21 protein-coding genes are annotated in these 21272 nt (G+C 54.1%); 7 read left to right on the forward strand and 14 right to left on the reverse strand.

The features are described from left to right. The first annotated feature begins 25 nt into the window (after positions 1-25). Positions 26-1411, forward strand: a complete 1386-nt coding sequence (locus C7476_RS20520) for an HWE histidine kinase domain-containing protein (RefSeq protein ID WP_181872534.1) — start codon at positions 26-28, stop codon at positions 1409-1411. Here C7476_RS20520 and C7476_RS20525 read toward each other — a convergent pair. The 3 genes from C7476_RS20525 to C7476_RS20535 all read right to left on the reverse strand — a co-directional run bounded on the left by C7476_RS20525 (position 1388) and on the right by C7476_RS20535 (position 2608). Continuing rightward, positions 1388-1807 (reverse strand): YwiC-like family protein, encoded by a 420-nt coding sequence (locus C7476_RS20525; RefSeq protein WP_147274693.1) that lies wholly within the window; start codon positions 1805-1807, stop codon positions 1388-1390. The genes C7476_RS20520 and C7476_RS20525 overlap by 24 nt on opposite strands. A gap of 58 nt (positions 1808-1865) precedes the next feature. Next, a complete protein-coding gene (locus C7476_RS20530; protein WP_114431722.1) occupies positions 1866-2204 on the reverse strand; it encodes an ElaB/YgaM/YqjD family protein in 339 nt (112 codons plus the stop codon). Between the two features lie 245 nt (positions 2205-2449). After that, on the reverse strand, positions 2450-2608 hold the full coding sequence (locus C7476_RS20535) for a DUF3309 family protein (protein WP_114431723.1): 159 nt from the start codon (positions 2606-2608) through the stop codon (positions 2450-2452). 182 nt (positions 2609-2790) lie between these two features. On the opposite strand from C7476_RS20535, the gene C7476_RS20540 reads away from it, so the two are divergent. The 4 genes from C7476_RS20540 to C7476_RS20555 all read left to right on the forward strand — a co-directional run bounded on the left by C7476_RS20540 (position 2791) and on the right by C7476_RS20555 (position 6593). Continuing rightward, positions 2791-4758 carry an AI-2E family transporter gene (locus C7476_RS20540; RefSeq protein WP_114431724.1) on the forward strand — a complete coding sequence of 656 codons (1968 nt, stop codon included), beginning with the start codon at positions 2791-2793 and terminating at the stop codon, positions 4756-4758. A 380-nt stretch (positions 4759-5138) separates the two neighbouring features. Continuing rightward, entirely contained in the window at positions 5139-5330 is a 192-nt protein-coding gene (locus tag C7476_RS20545; RefSeq protein WP_114431725.1) for a CsbD family protein, read from the forward strand. Positions 5331-5454: 124 nt separating this feature from the next. After that, a complete protein-coding gene (locus tag C7476_RS20550) occupies positions 5455-6261 on the forward strand; it encodes a transglutaminase-like domain-containing protein (protein WP_114431726.1) in 807 nt (268 codons plus the stop codon). Between the two features lie 77 nt (positions 6262-6338). Further along, positions 6339-6593 (forward strand): DUF768 domain-containing protein, encoded by a 255-nt coding sequence (locus C7476_RS20555; RefSeq protein ID WP_114431727.1) that lies wholly within the window; start codon positions 6339-6341, stop codon positions 6591-6593. Here the strand turns inward: C7476_RS20555 and C7476_RS20560 are convergent. The 4 genes from C7476_RS20560 to C7476_RS20575 form a co-directional block, all read right to left on the reverse strand. Further along, positions 6587-9832: an error-prone DNA polymerase gene (locus C7476_RS20560; RefSeq protein ID WP_114431728.1), complete on the reverse strand. Its 3246-nt coding sequence runs from the start codon at positions 9830-9832 to the stop codon at positions 6587-6589. The two genes, C7476_RS20555 and C7476_RS20560, sit on opposite strands and share 7 nt — an antisense overlap. Beyond that, positions 9832-11277 carry a Y-family DNA polymerase gene (locus C7476_RS20565; protein WP_114431729.1) on the reverse strand — a complete coding sequence of 482 codons (1446 nt, stop codon included), beginning with the start codon at positions 11275-11277 and terminating at the stop codon, positions 9832-9834. The genes C7476_RS20560 and C7476_RS20565 overlap by 1 nt, the downstream gene beginning before the upstream one ends. Positions 11278-11290: 13 nt before the next feature. Then, positions 11291-12076, reverse strand: a complete 786-nt coding sequence (locus C7476_RS20570; protein WP_114431730.1) for an ImuA family protein — start codon at positions 12074-12076, stop codon at positions 11291-11293. A gap of 92 nt (positions 12077-12168) precedes the next feature. Further along, a complete protein-coding gene (locus C7476_RS20575) occupies positions 12169-12597 on the reverse strand; it encodes an Lrp/AsnC family transcriptional regulator (RefSeq protein ID WP_114431786.1) in 429 nt (142 codons plus the stop codon). Positions 12598-12718: 121 nt separating this feature from the next. Between C7476_RS20575 and C7476_RS20580 the strand changes: the two genes are divergently transcribed. Beyond that, positions 12719-13822: a saccharopine dehydrogenase family protein gene (locus C7476_RS20580; RefSeq protein WP_114431731.1), complete on the forward strand. Its 1104-nt coding sequence runs from the start codon at positions 12719-12721 to the stop codon at positions 13820-13822. A 60-nt stretch (positions 13823-13882) separates the two neighbouring features. Here the strand turns inward: C7476_RS20580 and C7476_RS20585 are convergent, their stop codons facing one another. From C7476_RS20585 to C7476_RS20595, 3 genes are all read right to left on the reverse strand, one after another. Next, entirely contained in the window at positions 13883-15133 is a 1251-nt protein-coding gene (locus tag C7476_RS20585; protein WP_114431732.1) for an aminopeptidase, read from the reverse strand. Positions 15134-15270: 137 nt separating this feature from the next. After that, positions 15271-16119, reverse strand: coding sequence for an SDR family NAD(P)-dependent oxidoreductase (locus C7476_RS20590; protein ID WP_114431733.1), 849 nt, complete (start codon positions 16117-16119; stop codon positions 15271-15273). A 71-nt stretch (positions 16120-16190) separates the two neighbouring features. Then, positions 16191-16613, reverse strand: a complete 423-nt coding sequence (locus tag C7476_RS20595) for a hypothetical protein (RefSeq protein WP_114431734.1) — start codon at positions 16611-16613, stop codon at positions 16191-16193. A gap of 244 nt (positions 16614-16857) precedes the next feature. Here C7476_RS20595 and C7476_RS20600 point away from each other — a divergent pair, with 244 nt between their 5' ends. Then, positions 16858-17154: a DUF6074 family protein gene (locus C7476_RS20600; protein WP_114431735.1), complete on the forward strand. Its 297-nt coding sequence runs from the start codon at positions 16858-16860 to the stop codon at positions 17152-17154. Positions 17155-17254: 100 nt separating this feature from the next. Here the strand turns inward: C7476_RS20600 and C7476_RS20605 are convergent, their stop codons facing one another. From C7476_RS20605 to C7476_RS20620, 4 genes are all read right to left on the reverse strand, one after another. Beyond that, positions 17255-17572, reverse strand: coding sequence for a PepSY domain-containing protein (locus tag C7476_RS20605; RefSeq protein WP_114431736.1), 318 nt, complete (start codon positions 17570-17572; stop codon positions 17255-17257). A 137-nt stretch (positions 17573-17709) separates the two neighbouring features. Then, the gene (locus C7476_RS20610) at positions 17710-18678 is read right to left on the reverse strand and encodes a hypothetical protein (protein ID WP_114431737.1); all 969 of its coding nucleotides are present in this window, start codon (positions 18676-18678) and stop codon (positions 17710-17712) included. A 215-nt stretch (positions 18679-18893) separates the two neighbouring features. Continuing rightward, positions 18894-19820 (reverse strand): Gfo/Idh/MocA family protein, encoded by a 927-nt coding sequence (locus C7476_RS20615; protein WP_114431738.1) that lies wholly within the window; start codon positions 19818-19820, stop codon positions 18894-18896. 98 nt (positions 19821-19918) lie between these two features. After that, positions 19919-21256: an HlyD family type I secretion periplasmic adaptor subunit gene (locus C7476_RS20620; protein ID WP_114431739.1), complete on the reverse strand. Its 1338-nt coding sequence runs from the start codon at positions 21254-21256 to the stop codon at positions 19919-19921. Positions 21257-21272: the final 16 nt, after the last annotated feature.

The raw sequence follows: 21272 nt of genomic DNA on the forward strand, positions 1-21272 counted from the left end.
TTGTTTGACGGAACTCGCACTGTCCATGTCCAACAGCAGAGGCGCACAGATCACGCTTGTGGATGAGAAAAGAAGCCGTGTCCTGTCCTCTGCCGGCCGTCTTGGTATAGCCAACATCTGGGCTGTTGAAGCCAGTTCACTGGCCGCACCTGACAGGAGTTGCCTGATCATACTGGACGCTGCCGAGGATGTGCGCTACTCCGAAATCGATGCTGTAACCCATGGGCCAAATCTTCGTTTCCTGGCCGTTGCACCGATCTGTGTCTCCGACGAATGCATTGGAGCTCTCAGTGTCCTGTCAGACGAGCCGCGAACGGAATTCGCTTCAATCCAGCAAGAGCAACTCATGCATCTGGCAAGACTTGCCGGTTCGTTTATCACGCTCAAACGAGAATTCCGCACGGGAACCGATGCCGTGGCAAGGATGCATCAGGATGAAGATCGTAATTCCATGGCACTTGAGGTCGGCAATGTCGGCAGTTGGGTATGGGATCTGCGCACGGGCAAGTTCACCGGCAACAGGATGGCCTATTCCATGCTTGACCTTAGTCCCGATCATCCTGTCAGCGGCGAAGACGTCTTCAGAGCAATGCACCCAGACGATTTTCCAAGGATGAAATCAGCCTTCACACGCGCACTCATCAACAATCAGGATTATGTCGGAGAATTCCGCGCTGCGTCATCAGGTCAATGGCTTCTAGGGCGCGGCCGTATTTTCGAACGCGATGCCCAAGGGAGACCGGTGGTTGCCGTTGGTGTCAATATTGATATTACGGACACAAAGAAGGCTGCCGAAAAGACGCGGCTTTTGCTGCGCGAGTTGAACCACCGTGTCAAAAACACCTTGGCGATGTTGCAATCACTGGCACGGCAGACGCTCAATCGAACGTCCGATCCAGCCGAGTTCATGGAAGCGTTTTCGGGGCGCCTTCGGGCCATTTCGGAAGCACACACATTGCTTTCTGATCGGGAATGGAGCGGCATCAGCCTAGTCGATCTAATTGCCAAGCAAGTGGAGCCTTATGCGGGTTTTGATCCTCGGCAAATCGAACTTTCCGGAGAGGACATGGTGCTGCCGCCGGACCACGCGCTCGGGCTTGGCATTGCGCTGCACGAGCTTGCGACCAATGCAGCGCGACATGGGGCCCTTTCCGTCGCCGACGGTCGTGTGCGGGTCTCATGGCAGATAGAGCCCGGTCTCGATGAGTCCCGCGTTACAATCCACTGGGTCGAATCCAACGGTCCAAGAGTGCTGCCTCCGGAAGTGCGAGGGCTTGGTGAAAGACTGATCGAGCGCAGCCTTGATAAGGTTCTGTCGAGCAGCGTCAGGTTAAGCTATCCCGAAACTGGTATGGAGGCGTTGATTTCCATGCCAATCCGCGATCATTCAAATATCCTTGCCCAGAGATGAGGTGTCTTCAGGACGCCGTTTCTTCTTCTTCTTTGGTTTCGTCAGAAGCGATAGACCTCCGAATGCCACGAGAGGAACTGCGAGCAGCATGAGCGCGCGCGATCGCAGAACAACCGGTGCTGCAGCAAGAGCTGCCACTGTAAGAAGAGCAGATGTGTCAACCTTTGCACGTTCGCGCTGGCGATTTCGCGCGGCGCGTTCGACAAACTTCATGACGATGTAAGTAATGATAGCCAAGCCGAATGCGCTACCGGCGAGGATCAACGATGCACGCATGTCGCCGTAGCGCTCGGCAAGGGCGATATAGGCAGCCACAACCAGGAAAATCACTCCGATAGTTGCCAGCACAGCGATAACGCCAGAGAAGATAGCGTTGCGCTTCAGTCTGCTTATCACGAGGCCAACCTCACCCGCGGCGACGCTGGTAAAAAGTGGAGCTAACAGTTTGAGCATGTCAGCGGCGGGCGATCAGGGCGAGAAGAAAACCGACACCGGCGGCGACGGCAATCGTGGTCAAGGGATGTTCACGAACAGTCTCGGTGAGCTGGTCTTCGAGCTCACGAGCCTGCATGCGAAGATCTTCCAACGTTTCCTCACTGCGGACTTTTGCAGTTTCGTAAGAACTTGCTGCGCTGCGCGTGGCGTCCTTGGCAGAACTCTTTCCAATCTTGGCAAGCGTTGCTGCGATGTTCGCGATATCCTCCTTCAGAGCCGTGACCTGGGCTTGCAAATCCGAATTGCTATCGGTCGCGTCGTCAACCGCTTTGCGAATTTTTGAAGTAACCGTAGCCATTGAAAAACTCCTTGAGAAAACGTCGGGATATCAGTCGAGAACTTTGGTCTGCAGCATTTGTTCCATGCATTGGAGACCGCTGCAAGCGGTCAACCTTTTTCAAGCTTATGAGAGATAGCCCATAAGCCACAAAATCAGGATGATCGGAAGGGGCAGACCAATCAGCCAAAGCAAGACACCGCGTAACATTGTAAAACTCCTTTTAAGCTGTCGGACGATTGCTCGTACTTAGGTCTAAAAATGCGTCAAATTCTGCCCATCAGAAGTAAAATCAACAGAACGACCAGAACTAATCCGACGAGTCCGGAGGGACCGTAGCCCCAATTCCTGGCGTGAGGCCAAGTTGGAAACACACCGATAAGCGCCAAGATGAGAATTATGATCAGAATTGTCGTTAGGGACATTCCTTCCTCCCTCGCCTCGAAAACTGCACAGCTCCGAAACACGCGAACGAGGATTTGGTTCCCACGTGATCAGGTTGAACCAGTGGCCAGCAACGAAAATGCAACCAAATTGAGCCGACTTCGTTCCTGTCGCGGGGTTTCAATGGAGATGGATTTTATGGATGTCATGCCGGTAGGTTTTTATGCCTTCTGAAGAAGCCGGGGGGACATCGCGTGCCGTCGAACGGGTAACCCAACGATCGATCTATACACCTGTTTCGGCGAATGCGGCGAATCGGTTTCCACCGGTTATTGTCGCGATTGCCGTTGTCGCAGCGCTTTATTTTGCCCGCGACATTTTCGTGCCATTGGCACTGGCTTTGCTCTTGACCTTTGCGCTGTCACCACTGGTCACCCGCCTGCACCGTTCGGGTGTGCCGAAGGGTGTTGCTGTATTGAGTGTTGTTACAACGGCGTTTCTTGTGATCTTCATTTTCGTCAGCATCGTTGCGAGTCAGCTCACTGTGCTGGCGCAAAACCTGCCAAGCTATCAATACAATATCGAGACGAAGATTCGCACGATCAAGGACGCGCAGTCGGGCAACAGTATTTTTGATCGGGGAGCACGCATGTTCAAACGCTTCAGCGAGGAAATTGGTCGGTCGGACGAAGTGGAACGTTTTGAAAGCGATAACCGAGCAGCGACCAAACCAGACCCGGCGCGACAGCCTCCCCAAAATGTTGCACCGCCTGCCCCTCTACCACCCCTGCGCGGAACAGATCCCAACAAACCCGTACCTGTGGAGATCCGCAATCCACCACCAGATCCCTTAAGTCTGCTACAGACCTTTGCCGGACCGTTAATCCAACCCTTGGCGACGATTGGCATTGTCATTGTGGTGGTCATTTTCATGCTTATGCGGCGTGAAGATTTGCGCGACCGTTTCATAAAGTTGGTGGGAGCCAGCGATATTCACCGAACGACAACTGCTCTGCATGATGCCGGCAAGCGCGTCGGTCAATATTTGCTGATGCAGCTGATCATCAATATCAGCTTCGGTGTGCCCATCGGGATCGGGCTGTGGTTCATTGGTATTCCCAACCCGATGCTGTGGGGCATGCTGGCGATCGTTCTCCGTTTTGTGCCCTATATAGGACCAATCATCGCAGCTGCGTTTCCACTTATACTGTCGCTGGCGGTCGATCCGGGTTGGATGACGCTCTTCTGGACGGCCGCATTGTTCATCGTGCTGGAGCTCATCAGCAACAATATCATGGAGCCGCTTCTCTACGGTTCCAAGACCGGTCTCTCCCCCGTTGCGATTCTGATGGCCGCCATTGTCTGGACCTGGATCTGGGGGCCGATCGGATTGATCCTGTCGACACCGCTCACCGTGTGTCTTGTCGTTCTTGGAAGACATGTGCCGAAGTTCGAGTTTCTCGATGTTCTTCTCGGCAATGAGCCGGTGCTCCTTCCGCCCCAACAGCTATATCAACGGCTGTTATCTGGCGATCCGGATGAAGCAACAGAGAAAGCAGAGGAATATTTGCAGTCAGCGACCGTCATGGATTACTACGCTTCGGTGGCCATCCCTGCGCTGCTGCTCGCCGAACACGATCGAGGCCGGGGTGTGCTTGACGAGCCGAGGCGCAATCGTGTGGCGCAAAGCATGATCCTGCTCGTCGAAAACCTTTCAGAATACCATGATGTTGAAGACGAAGAAGTGAAGGAAGCCGAGGCGGAAGCCAAAGGCAAAAAGGCTGGCGCTGACGAAAAAAAGTCCAAAATTGAAAAGTCGAAAACGATTGTCTCTGCAGGTGGACGCGGCGACCTCGATGATGCCGCAGCGGTTGTTCTAGGCGATATTCTGGAGCGCAAGGACTTTGATATTCGAGATATTTCCCATGACGAGCTTGAGGCGGTCAATATAGGCAAGCTTGATCTTAGTAACGTCAGCACCATCTGCATAAGCTATCTCAACACGTCTTCGGTCGCTCACGCACGATATCTCGTCCGCCGCATAAGGCGGCGAAACGCGCGTATACAGATCGTTATCGGATTCTGGGCGGAAAACGCGGATGACATCGACGGTGAGAAGATCGTTGGATCAACACGCAATTGTTTTTTTGTATCGTCGATTGAAGCGATGATTCAACAGGTTTGCGAGTGAGCGCCTCCAGGGATTCTCACGGATTCCAAGTCGTAAACTCATAAAATCTGATGGAATGGCGGACGGTTCGGCGGAGGGAAGACCCCGCCTTCCCGGTTCTCCTCGCATCGTCTTGCCGTTTCAGGCGCCATTTTCACCAGATTTACGCGTTTACGACCAAGCTTTCGCGGAACCAAGAGCGAGCTGTCTACGTTTCCATCCAGCTGATCGAGCTTCGATCGGTAACTAGAGACCCGGTGCCTGTTCCCCCGTGGGCGCCGGGTCGTTGGCTACCGCAATAAAATTATTATTTTTCAAATGCTTGTAAAGTTTGAACCAGCGGAACAAACGCAAAACCCGGCCGCTTAATTCAGGTAGATGAACGCTTTAAGGAGTTCCTGATGGGTAGTACCACCGATAAACTTTCCGGCGCGGCTAACAAGGCTGCTGGCAATGTCAGGCAGGCTGCCGGCAAGGCAACCGGATCGAAGGAAATGCAGGCGAAGGGCAAAATGCAGGAAATGAAAGGCGAAGCACAGCAGGCCAAGGGAAAAGCGAAGGATGCTGTGAAAAAGGTTGTCGATAAGGCCTGATCGCCTTTGTCACCTCGAATTTTAGCTGGTCCCTTGTCGGGGCCGGTTGCTTTTCGTGCCAGAGTCTGTCGTGCTGTGTTTTTTAGACGAAATCAGACTTTCAAGCTTTAAGGGAAAACTGCCGATGAGGATTAATGTGGGGTGTGAACTGACGTTCGAGTTTACGCAGGAAACGCCTCTGATTGCCATTTTGAACGTGCATCATTCGCGTTTTGCCGATCTGGAAGGTATCGAAACGTTCCAGACAACATTTGGTGCCAGTGTCGCTGGCTATCACGACCAGTTCGGCAACTGGTGTAATCGTATTCTCGCTGCGCCGGGCACATTTTTTTGCTCTACAAATGCCGTCGTCAACGACAGCGGCATGCCAGATCCTGTGGTTCTCGATGCTGTTCAGCACCGGGTGCAAGATCTTCCGGATGAAACGCTGGTCTATCTTATGGGCAGCCGCTATTGCGAGACGGATTTGTTGAGCGAGGAGGCGTGGCGCCTGTTCGGCCACGTACCGGAAGGCTGGCAACGCGTTCAGGCTGTGTGCGATTTCGTGCACAACCACATTGTGTTTGGCTACGAGCATTCGAACCCCACTCGCACAGCATCCATGGGATATTTCGAAGGCCGTGGTGTGTGCCGTGATTTCACGCATCTTGCAGTTGCCTTTTCCCGCTGTCTGAACATTCCGACGCGCTATTGCACTGGTTATATCACCGATATCGGCATACCATTGCCACATGCGGAAATGGACTTTTGTGCATGGATGGAGGTTTACCTCGGGGGTCAGTGGCACGCTTTTGATCCTCGGAACAACCGACCCCGAATAGGCCGGATCAAGGTCGCGCATGGGCGCGACGCGGCGGATGTGCCGCTGACGAATATATTCGGGCCGAATGTTCTGACGAAATTCAAAGTTTGGGCCGGTGAAGCTGTTTAATCGCGTATTTTTCGCAACCTTCTGCGCTTCCCGCAGTTTTGTACGGGAGACGTTGGCGATGCCAAGGAGGAAAATGTATGAGCCAAAGAGCGATCGATTTCGTTAATAATTGGATCGACACGAATGTCGATGCAAACAAACCGGCGGATATGGCACATCACGATCGTCGGCCCAAGCAGCTGGCCGAGAAATGTGCTGCGGATGCGGAAGCTGCGGGTATTTCCGAATCAGAGATCAAGGATGGACTGGGTGATCTGGAAATTTGCATGATCACTGCGATAGACCGGGCAGCATTGGCCAAGGAGAGCCAAGCAGGCTTGAACGGTCAGTGAAAATCTCTTGATCTTGGTAAGATACGCACCTTGCGTGGATGACTGGCCCGTGGTCGATCCGGGACCGGATGTATTACCTCGTCGCTATGAGACACAGGTATGACAGTTCGTTGCTCGGAAAGACGGTGAAGATCTTCAGTCCGGTCGAAAAGTTTTCTGGCAACAATGTGCACGACATTATCGGCGCTTTGAACAGTACCTTCGATCAGGATAAGGCGTGATCCCATGACTTCCTTGCGATATTTTTCCAGTAGTTTTGCCCAGACAACGATGTTGGCTATGCCAGTTTCATCCTCAATTGTCATAAAGACGACTTTGCCATTGCCGGGCCTTTGCCGGACTGTAATCACGCCGGCAAGTTTGACCCGCCGATTATTGTTCAGACTGTTTGCCTGCTTGCATGTTACAATGTTTTCCGCCGCCAACACTTCACGCAGGAACTGCATTGGATGGCCTTTGAGTGAAAGCCGCGTCGATTCATAGTCGGCAATGACGTGCTCGGACATTTTCATCTGCGGTAGCCTGGTCTCGGCTTCACTTGCCAATTCATTCGTTTCAGCAACCTGGAATAGCGGCAGAGTTTCATTGTTGGGGAAACGACGGACCGCCCAGAGCGCTTCGCGGCGATCAATTTCCAGCGAACGGAACGCATCGGCATCAGCAAGGAGAACAAAGGCTCGTCTTTCCAGTCGCGTCAGGCGGCGCAGTTCTTCGATGTCACTATAGTGGCGCTCGCGTCTTGCACAAATCTCGTCCGCCCAGGCTTTCGAAAAGCCTTCGACTTGTCGAAAGCCCAGACGCAAGGCAAGATTATTCTCGTCCATGCGTTCCAGCGTGTTGTCCCACTCGCTGAAGTTTATATCAACGGGACGTACCTCGACATCATGCTCGCGTGCATCGCGGATGATCTGTGCGGGAGCATAAAAACCCATCGGTTGGGAGTTTAAAAGTGCTGCAGCGAATGTCGCTGGATGATGGCATTTGATCCAGGAAGAAATGTAAACGAGGATCGCAAAACTCGCTGCATGGCTTTCCGGAAAACCATACTCACCAAAGCCCTTGATCTGGTTGAAGCAGTTTTCGGCAAAACTTCGCTCATAACCACGGCGGACCATACCTTCCACCATTTGTTTCTCCATTTCGTGGATCGTGCCTACATTGCGGAATGTGGCCATGGAACGGCGCAGTTTATTGGCTTCGTCGGGAGTGAATTTTGCTGCCTCGATGGCAATGCGCATTGCTTGTTCCTGGAATAGAGGGACACCAAGGGTTTTTTCGAGGACATTGCGTAGTTCATCCTTATCGCCTTCGTCAGGGGAAGGAGATGGATAATGGACGTCCTCTATTTTGTTGCGCCGGCGCAGATAGGGATGAACCATATCGCCCTGGATTGGACCAGGACGAACGATGGCAACCTCGATCACCAGATCATAGAATTTTCTTGGTCGAAGACGCGGCAGCATGTTCATTTGTGCGCGGCTTTCCACCTGGAACACGCCGAGGGAATCGGCATTGCAAAGCATGTCGTAAACCGCGGGGTCTTCTTGGGGAATCGTTGCCAGTTCGTAACGGTTGCCCCCATGCAGATGAATGAGATCAAAAGCCTTGCGAATGCAGGTCAGCATACCAAGTGACAGCACATCCACCTTCATGATGTTGAGTTCGTCGATGTCATCCTTATCCCACTCTATGAAGGTACGGTCTTTCATGGCCGCAGGCCCGACAGGGACGGTTTCGTCCAAGCGCTCCTGCGTCAGTACAAATCCGCCCACATGCTGGGAAAGGTGGCGTGGAAAACCAATCAATTCGGTCGCGAGCCGGACGGCGCGCCGTATCATGACATTATCGGGATCCAGTCCCGCTTGCCGGATCTCGTTCTTTTCAACCGCCGTACCCCAACTGCCCCAGACCATATTGGCCAACGCAGCAGTAACGTCTTCGGTCAGTCCTAAAGCCTTGCCAACATCACGGATAGCGCTGCGCGGGCGGTAACTGATGACAGTGGCCACGATGGCTGCACGATCGCGGCCATAACGCTTATAGACCCATTGCATCACTTCTTCGCGGCGTTCATGCTCGAAATCAACATCGATATCCGGTGGTTCCTTCCGCTCCGCCGAGAGGAATCGTTCGAACAAGACATCCGTGTGTTTTGGATCAACTGCTGTGATTGCAAGACAATAACAGACCGCGGAATTGGCAGCGGAGCCGCGGCCTTGGCAAAGAATATTTTGCGAGCGGGCATATTTGACGATGTCATAAACCGTGAGGAAATAGGGCGCATATTCAAGCCCTTCGATTATCGCCAGCTCCTTCCGTAGAATCGCACATACCTTTTCCGGAATGCCTTCAGGATAGCGCAGTGCAGCACCTTTCCACGTTTCCTCGGATAGATATTGTTGCGGTGTCTTGCCCGGTGGCACAGGTTCGTCAGGATAGTCATATTTCAGCTGATCGAGCGAAAAGCCGATCGGCTCAACGAAACGTTGCGTTTCCTGAAGCGCTAGAGGGAAATGCCGGAAAAGTCGCTGCATTTCATCAGGCGATTTCAAATGCCGTTCCGCATTCTTTTCCAGCTTGCGTCCGGCCGTATCGATCGTGACATGTTCGCGAATGCAGGTCAGTACATCCTGCAATGGCCGCCGCGCAGCGGCGTGATAGAGCACATTATTGATCGCCAGCAAGGGAACGTTGGCCTCAGTTGCAATACGCGCCAGCTTTTCGCCGTACCGCCGGTCTGCACCCTGATGCGGCACTGCAAGGGCAAGCCAGACAGAGCCCGGTGCAGCAATGACAAGCTTTCTCAGGAACGCAGTCAAGATTTTATCTGCCCGTAACGGTGGAACGACCGCGATCTGAAAATCTTTTGCTCGAAAAAGAAAATCTTCGAAAAGGAGGTGGCACTCACCCTTGATTTTCGCCCGATCCTTGCCCTCGCTCAATAGACGGCAGAGCTGACCGTAGGCGGCGCGGTCGCGTGGGTAGACGAGCAGGTCTGGCGTGTCGTCGATAAAGACCAACCTGCATCCGATAAAGAGGTTCAGTCGTATTCCTGCTTTTTCCTTGAGCTCATTATGAGCCTTATAGGCCCGCACCACACCCGCGAGTGTGTTGCGGTCAGCGATGCCTATGCCATCGAGCCCGAGTATGGCTGCAGCCTGCACCAGTTCATGCGGTTGCGAGGCGCCTTCAAGAAAGGAAAAATTACTGGTGACAGCAAGTTCCGTATAAGGCGGCATCAGGCGAAAATCCCGTGCAGAAACCAGCGCGGTGTGGGATCGCCACGCTCGTACAAGCCTTCGCGAAACACCCAGAAACGACGGCCTCTATTGTCTTCGAGGCGGTAATAATCCCGCGTCAGCGCGCCTGCATGTTCGCGCCACCACTCGGGGGCGATGCGTTCCGGTCCCTCAGCCAAGGTGATAATATGTTGAACCCGGCGCCAGGTGAATCGTGCCGGGGCGGCATCAGGGACTTCAAACGTCGCATCAATCCGCTCGGGTGGCTGAAACAATCGGATCGGCCGCTCCGGAGGATTGCCCGGATTATGTTCTGGCGTCCGTTCAAACGCCATGTCCTGTCTTGCTGAGGCGGCAGGTTCCAGTGAAACTGCGCGTTCGGGAATATGCGTATCGACAGGCAGCGGGCGCAGCACACGGGAATTGCCAAGACGAATGGAAAGCCGGTCGACAAGCGTGTTGATCTCCTCTGTTTCTTGTACTCTGTCGTCGAGGCTTTTCTGGATCGCTTGGCTCTGCTCCACACGAACAGCGGCAAGCCGGATGATATCAAAACCATAACCGGCATCGAGCGGATCGCTAAGTGTGGAAAGCCGCTCTTTCAATAGTCGAAACATGGGTTTTGTTTCGGTAATGGGACGTCCGGTCTGAATGCTGATGCGACGTACATTGCCATCGGCGCGAAAGAAGCTGGCTTCGATCTCGCGGGCACCCTCAACTCTTTGTTGCAGGCGACGGAAAAGTTCGTCGCTCAAGGACAGAAGAACGTGCTCTACGGATTCCATGGCGATAAGCGGTTCTGCCATACGACGCTCGACCATACAGACAGGGACGATACGGCGAGGAGTAATAGGTTCGTCCTGACGACCGAACAATGCATCGAGTCGGCTAACAAGATTTGCGCCAAAACGAGCCGTAAGTGCAGCGCGTGGCAAAACATCGATATCCCCAACGCTGCGTAAGCCCGCTCGCTTGAGACCGGCGAGATGGTTCTCTTCGATATCGAGACTGATAAGCGGCAAGGCGTATAATCTGCGCGTCTCGTCATTCCTGTCGATGATGCCACCGGGCGAGTGTCGAGCAAGGGCGCGTGCTGCAGCGGGATTGCTTGCAAGAGCGGTCCGGACGATCATGCCATTGCACTGAAGGCGCTTATGAATATCTTGAACAAGCTGGCTTTCATTGCCAAAAAGATGAATGCAGCCGGTCAGGTCGAGAAGGAGGCCGTGAGGCTCATCAAGTGCCACAAGCGGTGTGTAGCGATCGCACCAATCGGCCAGCTTTTCGAGCAGGAAAGCATCCTTGCGCGGTGAGGCGAAAGCGATATCCAGTTTTTCAAATTGCGCGCGTGCATCTGTCAGTGCCATGCCTTTATAGAGCCCTGCCTTGGCAGCGTTTTCATCGACAGCTGTCAGCCGCAAGGCATTGGCAAGTTTGTCCACCACGATCAGGTGTTGATCAGTATGGGCGCGTCCCGGATTTTCGCGTTTGAGGCGGTCGGTAGGAAGGTGCGGAAACCATAGTGCCAGAAACCGGCTCGATCTGTCTGAAAACATGATCATCACTTTCCCATTGCAGGATCCAATGGCCTGTCGTTCCCTGTCTGTTACGTATGAGCGTGGCATCGAAAACCGGATGGCCGGGTGCATTGGCGCCACTCGATTGTGAAGATGCTGCCCGGATCAACCAGCGTGTGATGGCGGCATTTTCGCTGGGGTATGCACCCAGTCGTAGAAGAAAAGCCGGCACATCGGTTTGTTGCGCCGTCAGCAGCAATTTGCGCGAGGCGGTCAGGTCCAGACACTTCGGGTTGCTCCACGGCGCGATGATGACGGCGCCTGTGCCACGAATACCGAGACTGTCCGAAGCAGCTTTCAAAACATCCTGCGGTGAGGCGCATCGCACGATGATAAGACGTTGCGGATCAAGCCCGATATTTTGCAAGCCGGGAGCATATGGGAAGCCATTTTCTTGCGCTGCAAAATCTTCTTCCAACCATAGAACAGGGCTTTGGTCCGGAGACGCGCGAAGGACAAGGGCAATAGCGAAACCGGTCGCCGCACCTGCGTCGCCAGCTTCTTCTGCGAAGATTTCATGCACGGCACCGCGCTGCATCCCCTCGCGGAAGACGCGGTCGATATCATTGTCGCCGAAGTCAAAGGCGGAGCGCTGCGCAGCACGCGCATTCCTCTCTCCAAGAGATGCGATGTCGCGTCTCAACGCCGTAAGATCGACGGTTGTCACTACGGTAGCCTTTCAATGTTCATGATATGTTCTATTATGGAATCCGATGACAGCAAGAGTCAAGCAGCATGTATTAGGTTGTGCGCGTGCCATTATCGATCGATACGGGTGGAGAGAATAATCGACGACATGGTGCGTTCGACACCTTCAAGAGCGCCGATCTCGTCGAGCAATTTATCCAGTTCCTGTATCGAAGGTGCTTCAACGATAACGATCATATCGAATTGACCGCTAACAGAATGAAGCGTTCTGACCCAGGCGATTTTTCGCAAGGCAGCCTCAACCTTCATTGCCAGTTTCGGCAAGGCAGTCACCAGCACATGCGCCTTGACCAGGTTCTGTTCGTATTCGGGGGAAAGCTGAACACTATACCCCCTTATCATACCGCGTTTTTCCAGCCGCTCGATGCGGCTTTGCACAGTGGTGCGTGACACGCGCAGCTTGCGGGCAAGCTCGGCAGTCGAGGCTCTCGCATTCTCGCGCAGCAATGAAAGCAGGGCATGATCGGCTTCCGACAGCATAATGACAAATCCAATCGGCATATTGATAAACTAATAGCGTTGTTTCGTCAGTTTATAGACTTCATTTCGCCGAGCAATATGTGAAATTCATATAAAGTTTTTATATGCGAGGGGAATCAAAATGAAAGAGATCGTTGTCGTTGGAGCAGGGAAAATCGGCGGGACCATCGCTAATCTTCTGGCTGGTACGGGAGATTATCGCGTAACGGTCGTCGACCGGGCACAAGCCCAGCTAGATACCTTGGATGTATCGCCGCTCGTTGAAACCGCTTGCATCGAGATTTCCGAAGCCGAAGCGCTTGAAAGCGTTCTCAAGGGCAAATTCGCCGTGCTGAGTGCAGCGCCATTCCATTTGACCACGCGCATAGCTGAAGCTGCCGCCAAATCCGGCATTCATTATCTCGATCTAACAGAAGACGTGGCCAGCACGCGCATCGTCAAGCGGCTGGCAGCGACCGCCAAGACCGCTTTTATTCCCCAATGCGGTCTTGCTCCGGGTTTCATCTCGATTGTAGCCAACGATCTGGCCAAGCGCTTCGATACCCTGGAAAGCGTGCGCATGCGCGTTGGCGCACTGCCGCAATATCCGTCAAACGCACTGAACTACAATCTGACATGGAGCACAGACGGGGTCATCAACGAATATTGCGAGCCCTGCGAAGCGATCGTCGATGGCGAGTTGACGGAGGTTCCACCGCTGGAAGAGCGTGAGGAGTTTTCGCTCGACGGGGTGACCTACGAGGCGTTCAATACGTCTGGCGGGCTCGGCACGTTGTGCGAAACGCTCCTCGGCAAGGTGCGTACACTTAACTATCGCACCATTCGTTATCCGGGCCACGCGGCCATCATGAAGGCGCTGCTCAACGACCTTGGACTGCGTGATCGCCGCGATGTGTTCAAGGATATTCTTGAAAACGCCTTGCCGTCTACCTTGCAGGATGTCGTCGTGATTTTCGTTACGGTCAGCGGCCGCAAGAAGGGCCGTCTCCTTCAGGAAACCTATGCCAACAAGGTCTACAGCGGCCATATCGGATCGCAGCTTTATAGCGGGATCCAGATCACGACCGCGTCGGCCATTTGCGCCGTGCTTGACATGCTCGCGAACGGCGCCTTGCCACAGCAGGGTTTTCTCAAGCAGGAAGATATTGCGCTTGACGCGTTTCTCGCCAATCGTTTCGGCAAGGCCTATGCGCAAGCGGAATCGGCTGGGCGGCTGGTTGCCTAACCATAGCCAGAAACAAAAAGGCCACCCGTAGTGGCCTTTTTATTTTCATGAACTCAACGATCAAATCCATTCGCCCTTGCGCATCACGGGGACAGCGGAACCGTCCTTATTGATACCATCAACATCGATCTCGCCCGAACCGATCATCCAGTCGATGTGAATGAGGCTTTTGTTGCCACCTCGCTCCGCAACTTCATCGGGTGTCAGGATGCCGCCATTGACGAAGCATTTCGAATAGCATTGGCCGAGCGCGATGTGGCTCGCAGCGTTTTCATCGAAAAGCGTGTTGAAGAACAACAGGCCCGATGCCGAAATTGGCGAGGAATTTGGCACCAGCGCCACTTCGCCGAGGCGACGTGCGCCCTCGTCGGTGCCAAGCACCTTGTTGAAGACTTCTTCGCCCCGCGTCGCCTTGGCTTCGACAATCCTGCCGCCTTCGAAGCGGACCTGGATATTTTCGATGAGCGTGCCCTGGTGGGAAAGTGGCTTGGTGCTCGAAACATGACCATGGACCCGCAGTGCGTGGGGTGTCGTGAAAACTTCTTCGGTGGGAATATTCGGGTTGCAGGTAATGCCATTCTTCGCAACCGAAGCACCACCGTGCCATTCATGTTCATCGGCCAGGCCGACAGTGAGGTCGGTGCCGGGTCCCTTGAAATGCAAAGCCGAGAAAGTGTGCTCGTTCAGCCATTTTGTCCGTTTGTGCAAGGCGGCATTGTGATCACGCCAGGCACCGACAGGATCGTCCAGATCGACACGCGACGCCGCAAAAATTGCGTCAGCGAGCATGGTTATAGCTACTTCGGGATCCTGATCGGGAAATACCTGCTTCGCCCAGGATGGATTCGGGTACGAAACGATGTTCCAGTTGACTTCGAAATTGGTGATCTTTTCCAACGCAGGCTGATAGGCGCGTGACTGCGCCCGGTTGGCACGGGAGACTTTCTCCGGGTCCTCCGATGAGAGCAGCATCGGATTGTCACCGGCAACTGCAAGCCGAGCTGTATTGGCAGAAAAGGCTTTCGCCATTCCCTCAAACAGCCAGCCTGTGGCGCGATCGAAACTTTCGTCTGGCGCGTTGCGATAGCGCATAAGAGTGGCTTCTTCGTCGCTGTATAGCGATGTCACGAGACCCGCTCCCGCCTTGTAGGCGTGTTCTGTGATCCGACGCACCAGAGGAACTGCGACAAGCGGGGCCGTGATCAGGAGATCTTGTCCGGGCTGTAACTGCAAGCCAATTTTGATAGCTACTTCCGCCAGACGATCGAGCTTGACGGGATCGACGGCGGGGATTTGGGGAGATGAGGTCATTACGAATCCAACCTGGTCAATTAAAGGTTCTCGTCAGCATAGAACCGGATCAGTCTTGGTATCAAGCGACTGATCTGGAAATCGCTCTTGCAATTGGGGGGGCACAATATCCGAGACTGTGTCCCAGAATTAGCGGGTCAGATATCCTGATTAAGAAAATCAGCGAATTCGCTTTGATAGTCCGGATGCCAGCGCGACAAAGGTGGACGGTTCTTGATAACATCATTGGCTGCCCAGAGGATGCGCCGCTCATCGAGACTACGGGCTACATCGTTGTCCGGGCAAAGGATATAAAAATCACCGGCTGATACACGTTCCAGCATGAAATCGACCGTTTGTTCCGGCGTCCACGCGCCAGCTGGCTTTTCCGTGCGATCTCCTGCAGTCAAGGGCGTATAGACAAAACCCGGAATGAACAGATGAGCCGTTACGTGACAGTCCTTTGTGTTACGTAATTCATGCTGCAAGGCTTCAGTGAAGGTCTTCACGCCCGATTTCGAGACATTGTAAGCAGGATCGCCAGGCGGTGTGGTTATGCCCTGCTTGGAGCCGGTATTAATGATGAGGCCGGGTTTGCCTCGCCGGATCATGTCCGGGCCAAAAACCTGGCTGCCGCGGACTATGCCGAACATGTTTACGGCGATGATCCTGTCCCAGTGATCTGGATCGAAAACGCTGCTGCCAGGCTGGATGCCTGCATTGTTCATGAGGACGGCAATGCCGCCAAATCTGTCATTGACCGTCTGCTGCAGTTTGCGCAGATCTTCGACGTTAGTCACGTCTGTGGCGACAGCGATGACATCATCACCGGTGCTGGCGAGTTCAGAAACCACCGCATAAGCCCGGTCGAGTTTTTCACCTGCAAGATCAGCAATAGCGACCTTTAAACCCATGGAGGTGAAGCGTTTTGCAGCTGCAAGGCCGATACCCGATGCGCCTCCTGTGACTACGGCTACATGGGAAGGTGAAAAGGCAGGATGTACCATGGATTCGTCCTTTATCGTTACGTAGCGCTATCGCGGCAAGCTAACGGAACATGAGAACAGAAGTGTAACAATTAGCCGAAATTCGGAACACGCAAATAATGTGCAAGCGGTGTCACTTGTTCCTTCGAGTCGCGTAAGTCAGACTTTCGCTCGGCGAATGCATCCTTTTGCCGGCGGGCGTCGAGAATCTCCTTTTCCGAGCTTTCGCCCATACTGAGAGCTTTGAGCAAAACCATTCGCGCGCTGTCGGCGATACCCGAGCGATTTTCGTTAAGAGCAATGTCGAGAATGACCCTGCGGAAATCCGTCGGTCCAACAAGTGTTACTGCACGTTCGCGCCGCCCATTTTCGGCGTCGATAAGCGCGTATAGTTTGTCACGGAGATCAGCACCGACATTCTCGTACTGCATGGAGAGATCCGGTGCAGCCGCGGCAAGCTTTTGCTTCTGCCGCTCGCGGTGCCGTCTTTGCCTCTCTGCATTACTGAGTGCCATGGGTTAATGCCGTAACGAATGCGAATCACTTTACACGAACCTGAATAAGCATGCGTGCCGTAGCGGGCAACATTGTGGTTGCGTTACACACAATCTGTTCGCTGGCTTGTTACATAACTTGTTACCTCCAATCATAGCGTTCCACGCGGCATGACGGGACATAGCTGAACACATTGTTAGGAACCTTCGCCTTATCGTTGAGCGAATCAATTGTAAGCGCGGCGTTGCCGAACTTGGGAAGAGTATGAGTATGTTCGAAGCTGAATCCCCGATCCTATGCCAGATCATTGCGTTCCCACTGACGAAGCGTGTGGCGAAAATTCGCGACGTGGCGGCGAAACTCATGGAAAAGACTACGGATCGGCAGGCGGAAGCCTATCGTAACCAAATTGCCGATACGCTGTTTCGGCACCTTGAGCGGATTGGGCTCCAGGAGGACGAGCAGGACGAGCAGGTCGGAGCATTCTTCACAGCAGTCGAGCTGGAACTGTCGCGTTTATACGATCTCACCGAAGACTATGGCGATACATCAGCCTACTAATCTTACGGAACGGTTCGATTGCACTGCAGGCTTTCATTGACTGTGGGCGTGGAAAAGCCCGCCACCTGCGGCGACGGGCTTCTTTCGTCAGGTTGAGCGCCTATTCCACGGAAAGGACGTCACCAGTACGGCGATCCACACTAACGCGCATATCGTTTCCGCGGCGATCCATACCCTCAACGACGAATCTTGACCTCGTGCGCCTTACGTCGTCAACGTCGCGAAGACCTTCGCTTCTGGCGATACGCACCGCTTCGCGCTCACTGATGTCCGAAAAACGGCGATAATCCCGTTCCGGCCGTGGCTCTTGTAGCCGAACACCGTCAGGACCAATCTGAATGGACTGAGCAAAGGCTTGGGGAGCCGATGCTATGGCGATTAACGCCGTTGCTCCGACGATAAGGATTTTTTTCAACATAACAGTCTTCCTTTTTTCAAATCAAATATCCCGCCCATTTGATAGAGTTAACGTTCACCAAGGGGCGGGGTTCCAACTTTTGGGAAAATGCTGGATTGCGCCTAAGCCAAAATACTAGGCGCAATTGCTAACCAAACTTATCTGCAGCGTTTCAAGGAAAAGCTGTCGCCGCTCTCCAACGAATACCAGGTCAGGGTCCTCTTCGTCACGTCCCGCAGCTCGAAGGCATAACCATCGCTCAATTCAACCCGGTAATTGTTGCCATTGCGTTCGACATTCCTGATAGGCGTCCCGTCATACGTCCTGGTGTTGAAATCCCAGAGCCTGCCTCGGCAACTACCGTCAATCTGATCCCACCTGCCGACGAAAGTCATCTCTGCCGCCGGTTTGACCGCTGGCTTGATGGCAGGCTTTGCCATGTTTGCTGCAACTTCGGCAGCTCTTTTCGCGTCGGCGGCCGCGGCCGCCGCTTTTGCGTCGGCGGCTTGCTTTTGTTTTGCATCGTCAGCGCTTTTTTGGTCCGCGCGCAGTTCCTCAATTCGCGCGTCAACCTTTGCAATATTATCGACACCAAGCACGTCGGCACAGTCAAGGAGCGCCATGCGTTTAGAAACCAGGTCCTCAAGGCCGGCAGCGTCGGCGCTCGCCTGCAGGTCGCGGCAAGTAGCGGACCGCTTTTCGGCCTGCGCAGCCTTTTCCTCGGCCGCCTTCGCATCGGCGAACGTCTGCTTGATGGCCGCCATGTGCTGTTTTGAGTCCTCAATCGTCGCTACGACACCATCGACGAAAGTAGCGGCCGGCGCGCACGCTGATTGATCGACTTTCAAATGTTCTGCAGCGGAACGGTCGGCGTCTGCGATAATGTCCGTAGCTTGTTCGTTCCCATTCATTTCCTGGCGGAATTGCGCTTCTTGCGTGGCGGCATTGGCAAGGGATTGAGTGGCAAATGGATGATCGGCAAAGCAATACAGGTCAATGGCTTTGGCATAGGCGTTTGCCTTCGTGAATTTAAGCGCCTGAATGGCATCCCGCGTTTTGTCGTCAACGGCATATGCTGCGCTGGAAAAGGCGGCACAAATAATGGCTGCGGTAATGAACTTCTTCATGGTTGCAATCCTTGCTCGACGCCTGTTCGGCAGGTACGAATTGAAATGCGCTAACCATGAAAATGTTCATGGGTTGAATGATAAAATCCCGCTGAAATATGGTTTGATTTTGTTCGCGCCGCATGAGAGCAGCAACGATCTTTCAAGGCCCTGCCACGCGTAATCGGTTGCTGCGTGGATCAGCTTCACGCGGTATTGACAGATTGCGTGTGATGCTAATCGTGGAAGGGTGTAACGAAGACGCGTTTGCCGAGCATGAAAGAGTCGGCAACATGCCTAAGCGGCGCTAGATCGACATCGGATTCCCCATTTTTGATCAGACTGGCGAATTGACGGTAAAGTGCTGCGTATTCCGTCTCCGATGAAACTGGAACAACCGTATCGTTGATGGTGAGCTTTGAACCGCCTTCAGCCAGAACCATCTTTCCAGCAGACGTTTCGGCAATAATGTCCCACGTTTGCTCGCCTAGTTGCCGCCAATCGAATTCCGCGCGAACAGGAATATTGTCACTGTTCGTGAAATTAAGGTCGGCCGCGATAGGCGCATGTTTGTTTTCCGGAAATTCCAACGTCGCATTCCTGAGAAAAATGCCCGTCGGCAAGATATGCGTTATAATCGATAGCGCATTTATGCCGGGGTCGAAGACGCCGAGACCGCCGGCTTGCCATATCCAATCCTGATTGGGATGCCAGTGGCGGACATCTTCTTTCCAGATGACGTGGACGCTTTGGACATTCGTTGATGCCAGAAAAGACTTTGCAGCTTCAACGGCAGCAGCATATCGGGAATGCCAGCTGGCGAAAAGTGAAACACCCTTCTCAATGGCAATTGCTTCAAGGTCTGCGACCTCGCTCAGCGTTGCTCCAGGCGGCTTTTCGAGAAACACATGCTTGCCAGCGCAGATCGCTTTGTGGGCCGCATCGTAGCGGAACTGAGGAGGCATGCACAGCGAGACCGCGTCGATGAACGGGACGGCATCGAGCATCGCCTCTATCGTCGGAAAATTCGGAATGTTCTCGACCACGCCGTTACGGCTTGCCGCAGCGACAAGCTGCAAGTCGGGATTGCCGGCGATTGAAGGCAGGTGCTGATCGCGGGCAATTTTACCAACGCCGACAATTGCTAGGTTGATTGGTGGCATAGCAAATCCCCTTTTGGAGGGGTTTAGCAATCGAACATGCCCTTAACAAGAGGCACCGTGACGGCAAGCGAATCTCGAGAATGCTACCTGATGCCTCGCTATTGCTCGCGGAAGGCTCGGCTAAACTGATCGGCGAGCGGCTTGGACAGGAAGGACATCGCTGTACGCTCTTCGGTCGAAACAAAGACTTCCACGGGCATACCAGGCAAAAGCTTGCTGTCCCCGAGCTTTTCGAGCTCGTCCGATGGCACGACGACGTCGGCCAGATAATAGACCTGACCGGTCGAGGGATCGCTGCTGGTCGCCGCGGAAACATAGGCGATACGGCCATGCAGTTCCGGCGTTGTGCGCTGGTTGAAGGCCGAAAAGCGCAGTTTCGCCGGCTGTCCGACGAAAACCTGGTCGATATCGGTGGGTGACAGTTTCGCCTCTATCTTCAGCGCGGCATCTGCGGGGACAAGCGTCACCAGCTTCTCCGCCGGGGTGATAACACCGCCGATGGTGTGGACTGCGAGTTCGTTGACAGTACCCGAGAGCGGTGCGCGGATATCGGCGCGCGCGAGCCGGTCCTCGATCGCCACTCGCCGTTCTTTGAGTTCGGAGAGCTTTGGCTCGATTGCGCTCAGTTCACGCTGTGCTTCGGTGCGTGCTGTTTCATCGATGGCTATAATCTGCAGGCGGATTTCGCCCATGCGGGCTTTGGCGCGCGCGATATTGGCTTCAACCTCGCCCCGTTCGCCGAGGAGCTTCGCCATTTCGCGGTCTATGATATATTTTCGCGAGGTTTCGATGAGGCGTTTGTCTGTCAAGCCCTTGATTTTGCCGTGTTCGGTCTTGACCAACGCAATCTCGTCGATCTTGGCATCGCGCTGCGATTCAAGTCCCTTGATTTCCTCGCCGAGCTGATCGATGCCGAGGACCAACTGCTCCTTCTGACTCTTCCGATTCTGGCGATTGCCGTCAAACATGCGGTTTTCACCAAAGAAGACATGGGGGAAATCCTCGATCCGCGAAGTGAGCTCCGACGACATCATGATGGCGTCGAGATTGTCGCGCTCGGCCATCAGCCGCGCCTGCTTCGCCATCAGTTCGACCAGCTGGGTGCGAACAATCGAAAGTTCCGCGCGCGTTTCGGCGTCATCCAGCCGCAGCATGACCTGACCCTTCGTGACAAAGTCACCTTCCCTGACCGCAATCTCGCTGATGATGCCGCCGTCGCGGTGCTGGATCGACTTCAGGTTCTGATCGACCTTGACCATACCCGGTGCGATGATCGCCCCTGTCAGCTGGGCGGTTGCCGCCCAGCCGCCTGCACCGACGAAAAGGATGAGTCCAAGCGTAACACCCGCGATAACCCGAGGCCCTACAGCGAAACTGTTTTCAGAATCGATCTGAGGTCCCAAGCCCAAGTCTTTTTGTTTTTGTCGCCCTAACATGTTTCACTCCCACTCG

This window comes from Phyllobacterium bourgognense (assembly GCF_003337575.1).
GTDB lineage: Bacteria > Pseudomonadota > Alphaproteobacteria > Rhizobiales > Rhizobiaceae > Phyllobacterium > Phyllobacterium bourgognense.

Excerpts from the sequence above, each read along its gene's own strand:
- C7476_RS20520 (WP_181872534.1), top strand. The coding sequence starts at position 26 with ATGTCCAACAGCAGAGGCGCACAGATCACGCTTGTGGATGAGAAAAGA.
- C7476_RS20530 (WP_114431722.1), bottom strand. The coding sequence starts at position 2,204 with ATGGCTACGGTTACTTCAAAAATTCGCAAAGCGGTTGACGACGCGACC.
- C7476_RS20535 (WP_114431723.1), bottom strand. The coding sequence starts at position 2,608 with ATGTCCCTAACGACAATTCTGATCATAATTCTCATCTTGGCGCTTATC.
- C7476_RS20540 (WP_114431724.1), top strand. The coding sequence starts at position 2,791 with ATGCCTTCTGAAGAAGCCGGGGGGACATCGCGTGCCGTCGAACGGGTA.
- C7476_RS20545 (WP_114431725.1), top strand. The coding sequence starts at position 5,139 with ATGGGTAGTACCACCGATAAACTTTCCGGCGCGGCTAACAAGGCTGCT.
- C7476_RS20550 (WP_114431726.1), top strand. The coding sequence starts at position 5,455 with ATGAGGATTAATGTGGGGTGTGAACTGACGTTCGAGTTTACGCAGGAA.
- C7476_RS20555 (WP_114431727.1), top strand. The coding sequence starts at position 6,339 with ATGAGCCAAAGAGCGATCGATTTCGTTAATAATTGGATCGACACGAAT.
- C7476_RS20560 (WP_114431728.1), bottom strand. The coding sequence starts at position 9,832 with ATGCCGCCTTATACGGAACTTGCTGTCACCAGTAATTTTTCCTTTCTT.
- C7476_RS20575 (WP_114431786.1), bottom strand. The coding sequence starts at position 12,597 with ATGCTGTCGGAAGCCGATCATGCCCTGCTTTCATTGCTGCGCGAGAAT.
- C7476_RS20580 (WP_114431731.1), top strand. The coding sequence starts at position 12,719 with ATGAAAGAGATCGTTGTCGTTGGAGCAGGGAAAATCGGCGGGACCATC.
- C7476_RS20585 (WP_114431732.1), bottom strand. The coding sequence starts at position 15,133 with ATGACCTCATCTCCCCAAATCCCCGCCGTCGATCCCGTCAAGCTCGAT.
- C7476_RS20590 (WP_114431733.1), bottom strand. The coding sequence starts at position 16,119 with ATGGTACATCCTGCCTTTTCACCTTCCCATGTAGCCGTAGTCACAGGA.
- C7476_RS20595 (WP_114431734.1), bottom strand. The coding sequence starts at position 16,613 with ATGGCACTCAGTAATGCAGAGAGGCAAAGACGGCACCGCGAGCGGCAG.
- C7476_RS20600 (WP_114431735.1), top strand. The coding sequence starts at position 16,858 with ATGAGTATGTTCGAAGCTGAATCCCCGATCCTATGCCAGATCATTGCG.
- C7476_RS20605 (WP_114431736.1), bottom strand. The coding sequence starts at position 17,572 with ATGTTGAAAAAAATCCTTATCGTCGGAGCAACGGCGTTAATCGCCATA.
- C7476_RS20610 (WP_114431737.1), bottom strand. The coding sequence starts at position 18,678 with ATGAAGAAGTTCATTACCGCAGCCATTATTTGTGCCGCCTTTTCCAGC.
- C7476_RS20615 (WP_114431738.1), bottom strand. The coding sequence starts at position 19,820 with ATGCCACCAATCAACCTAGCAATTGTCGGCGTTGGTAAAATTGCCCGC.
- C7476_RS20620 (WP_114431739.1), bottom strand. The coding sequence starts at position 21,256 with ATGTTAGGGCGACAAAAACAAAAAGACTTGGGCTTGGGACCTCAGATC.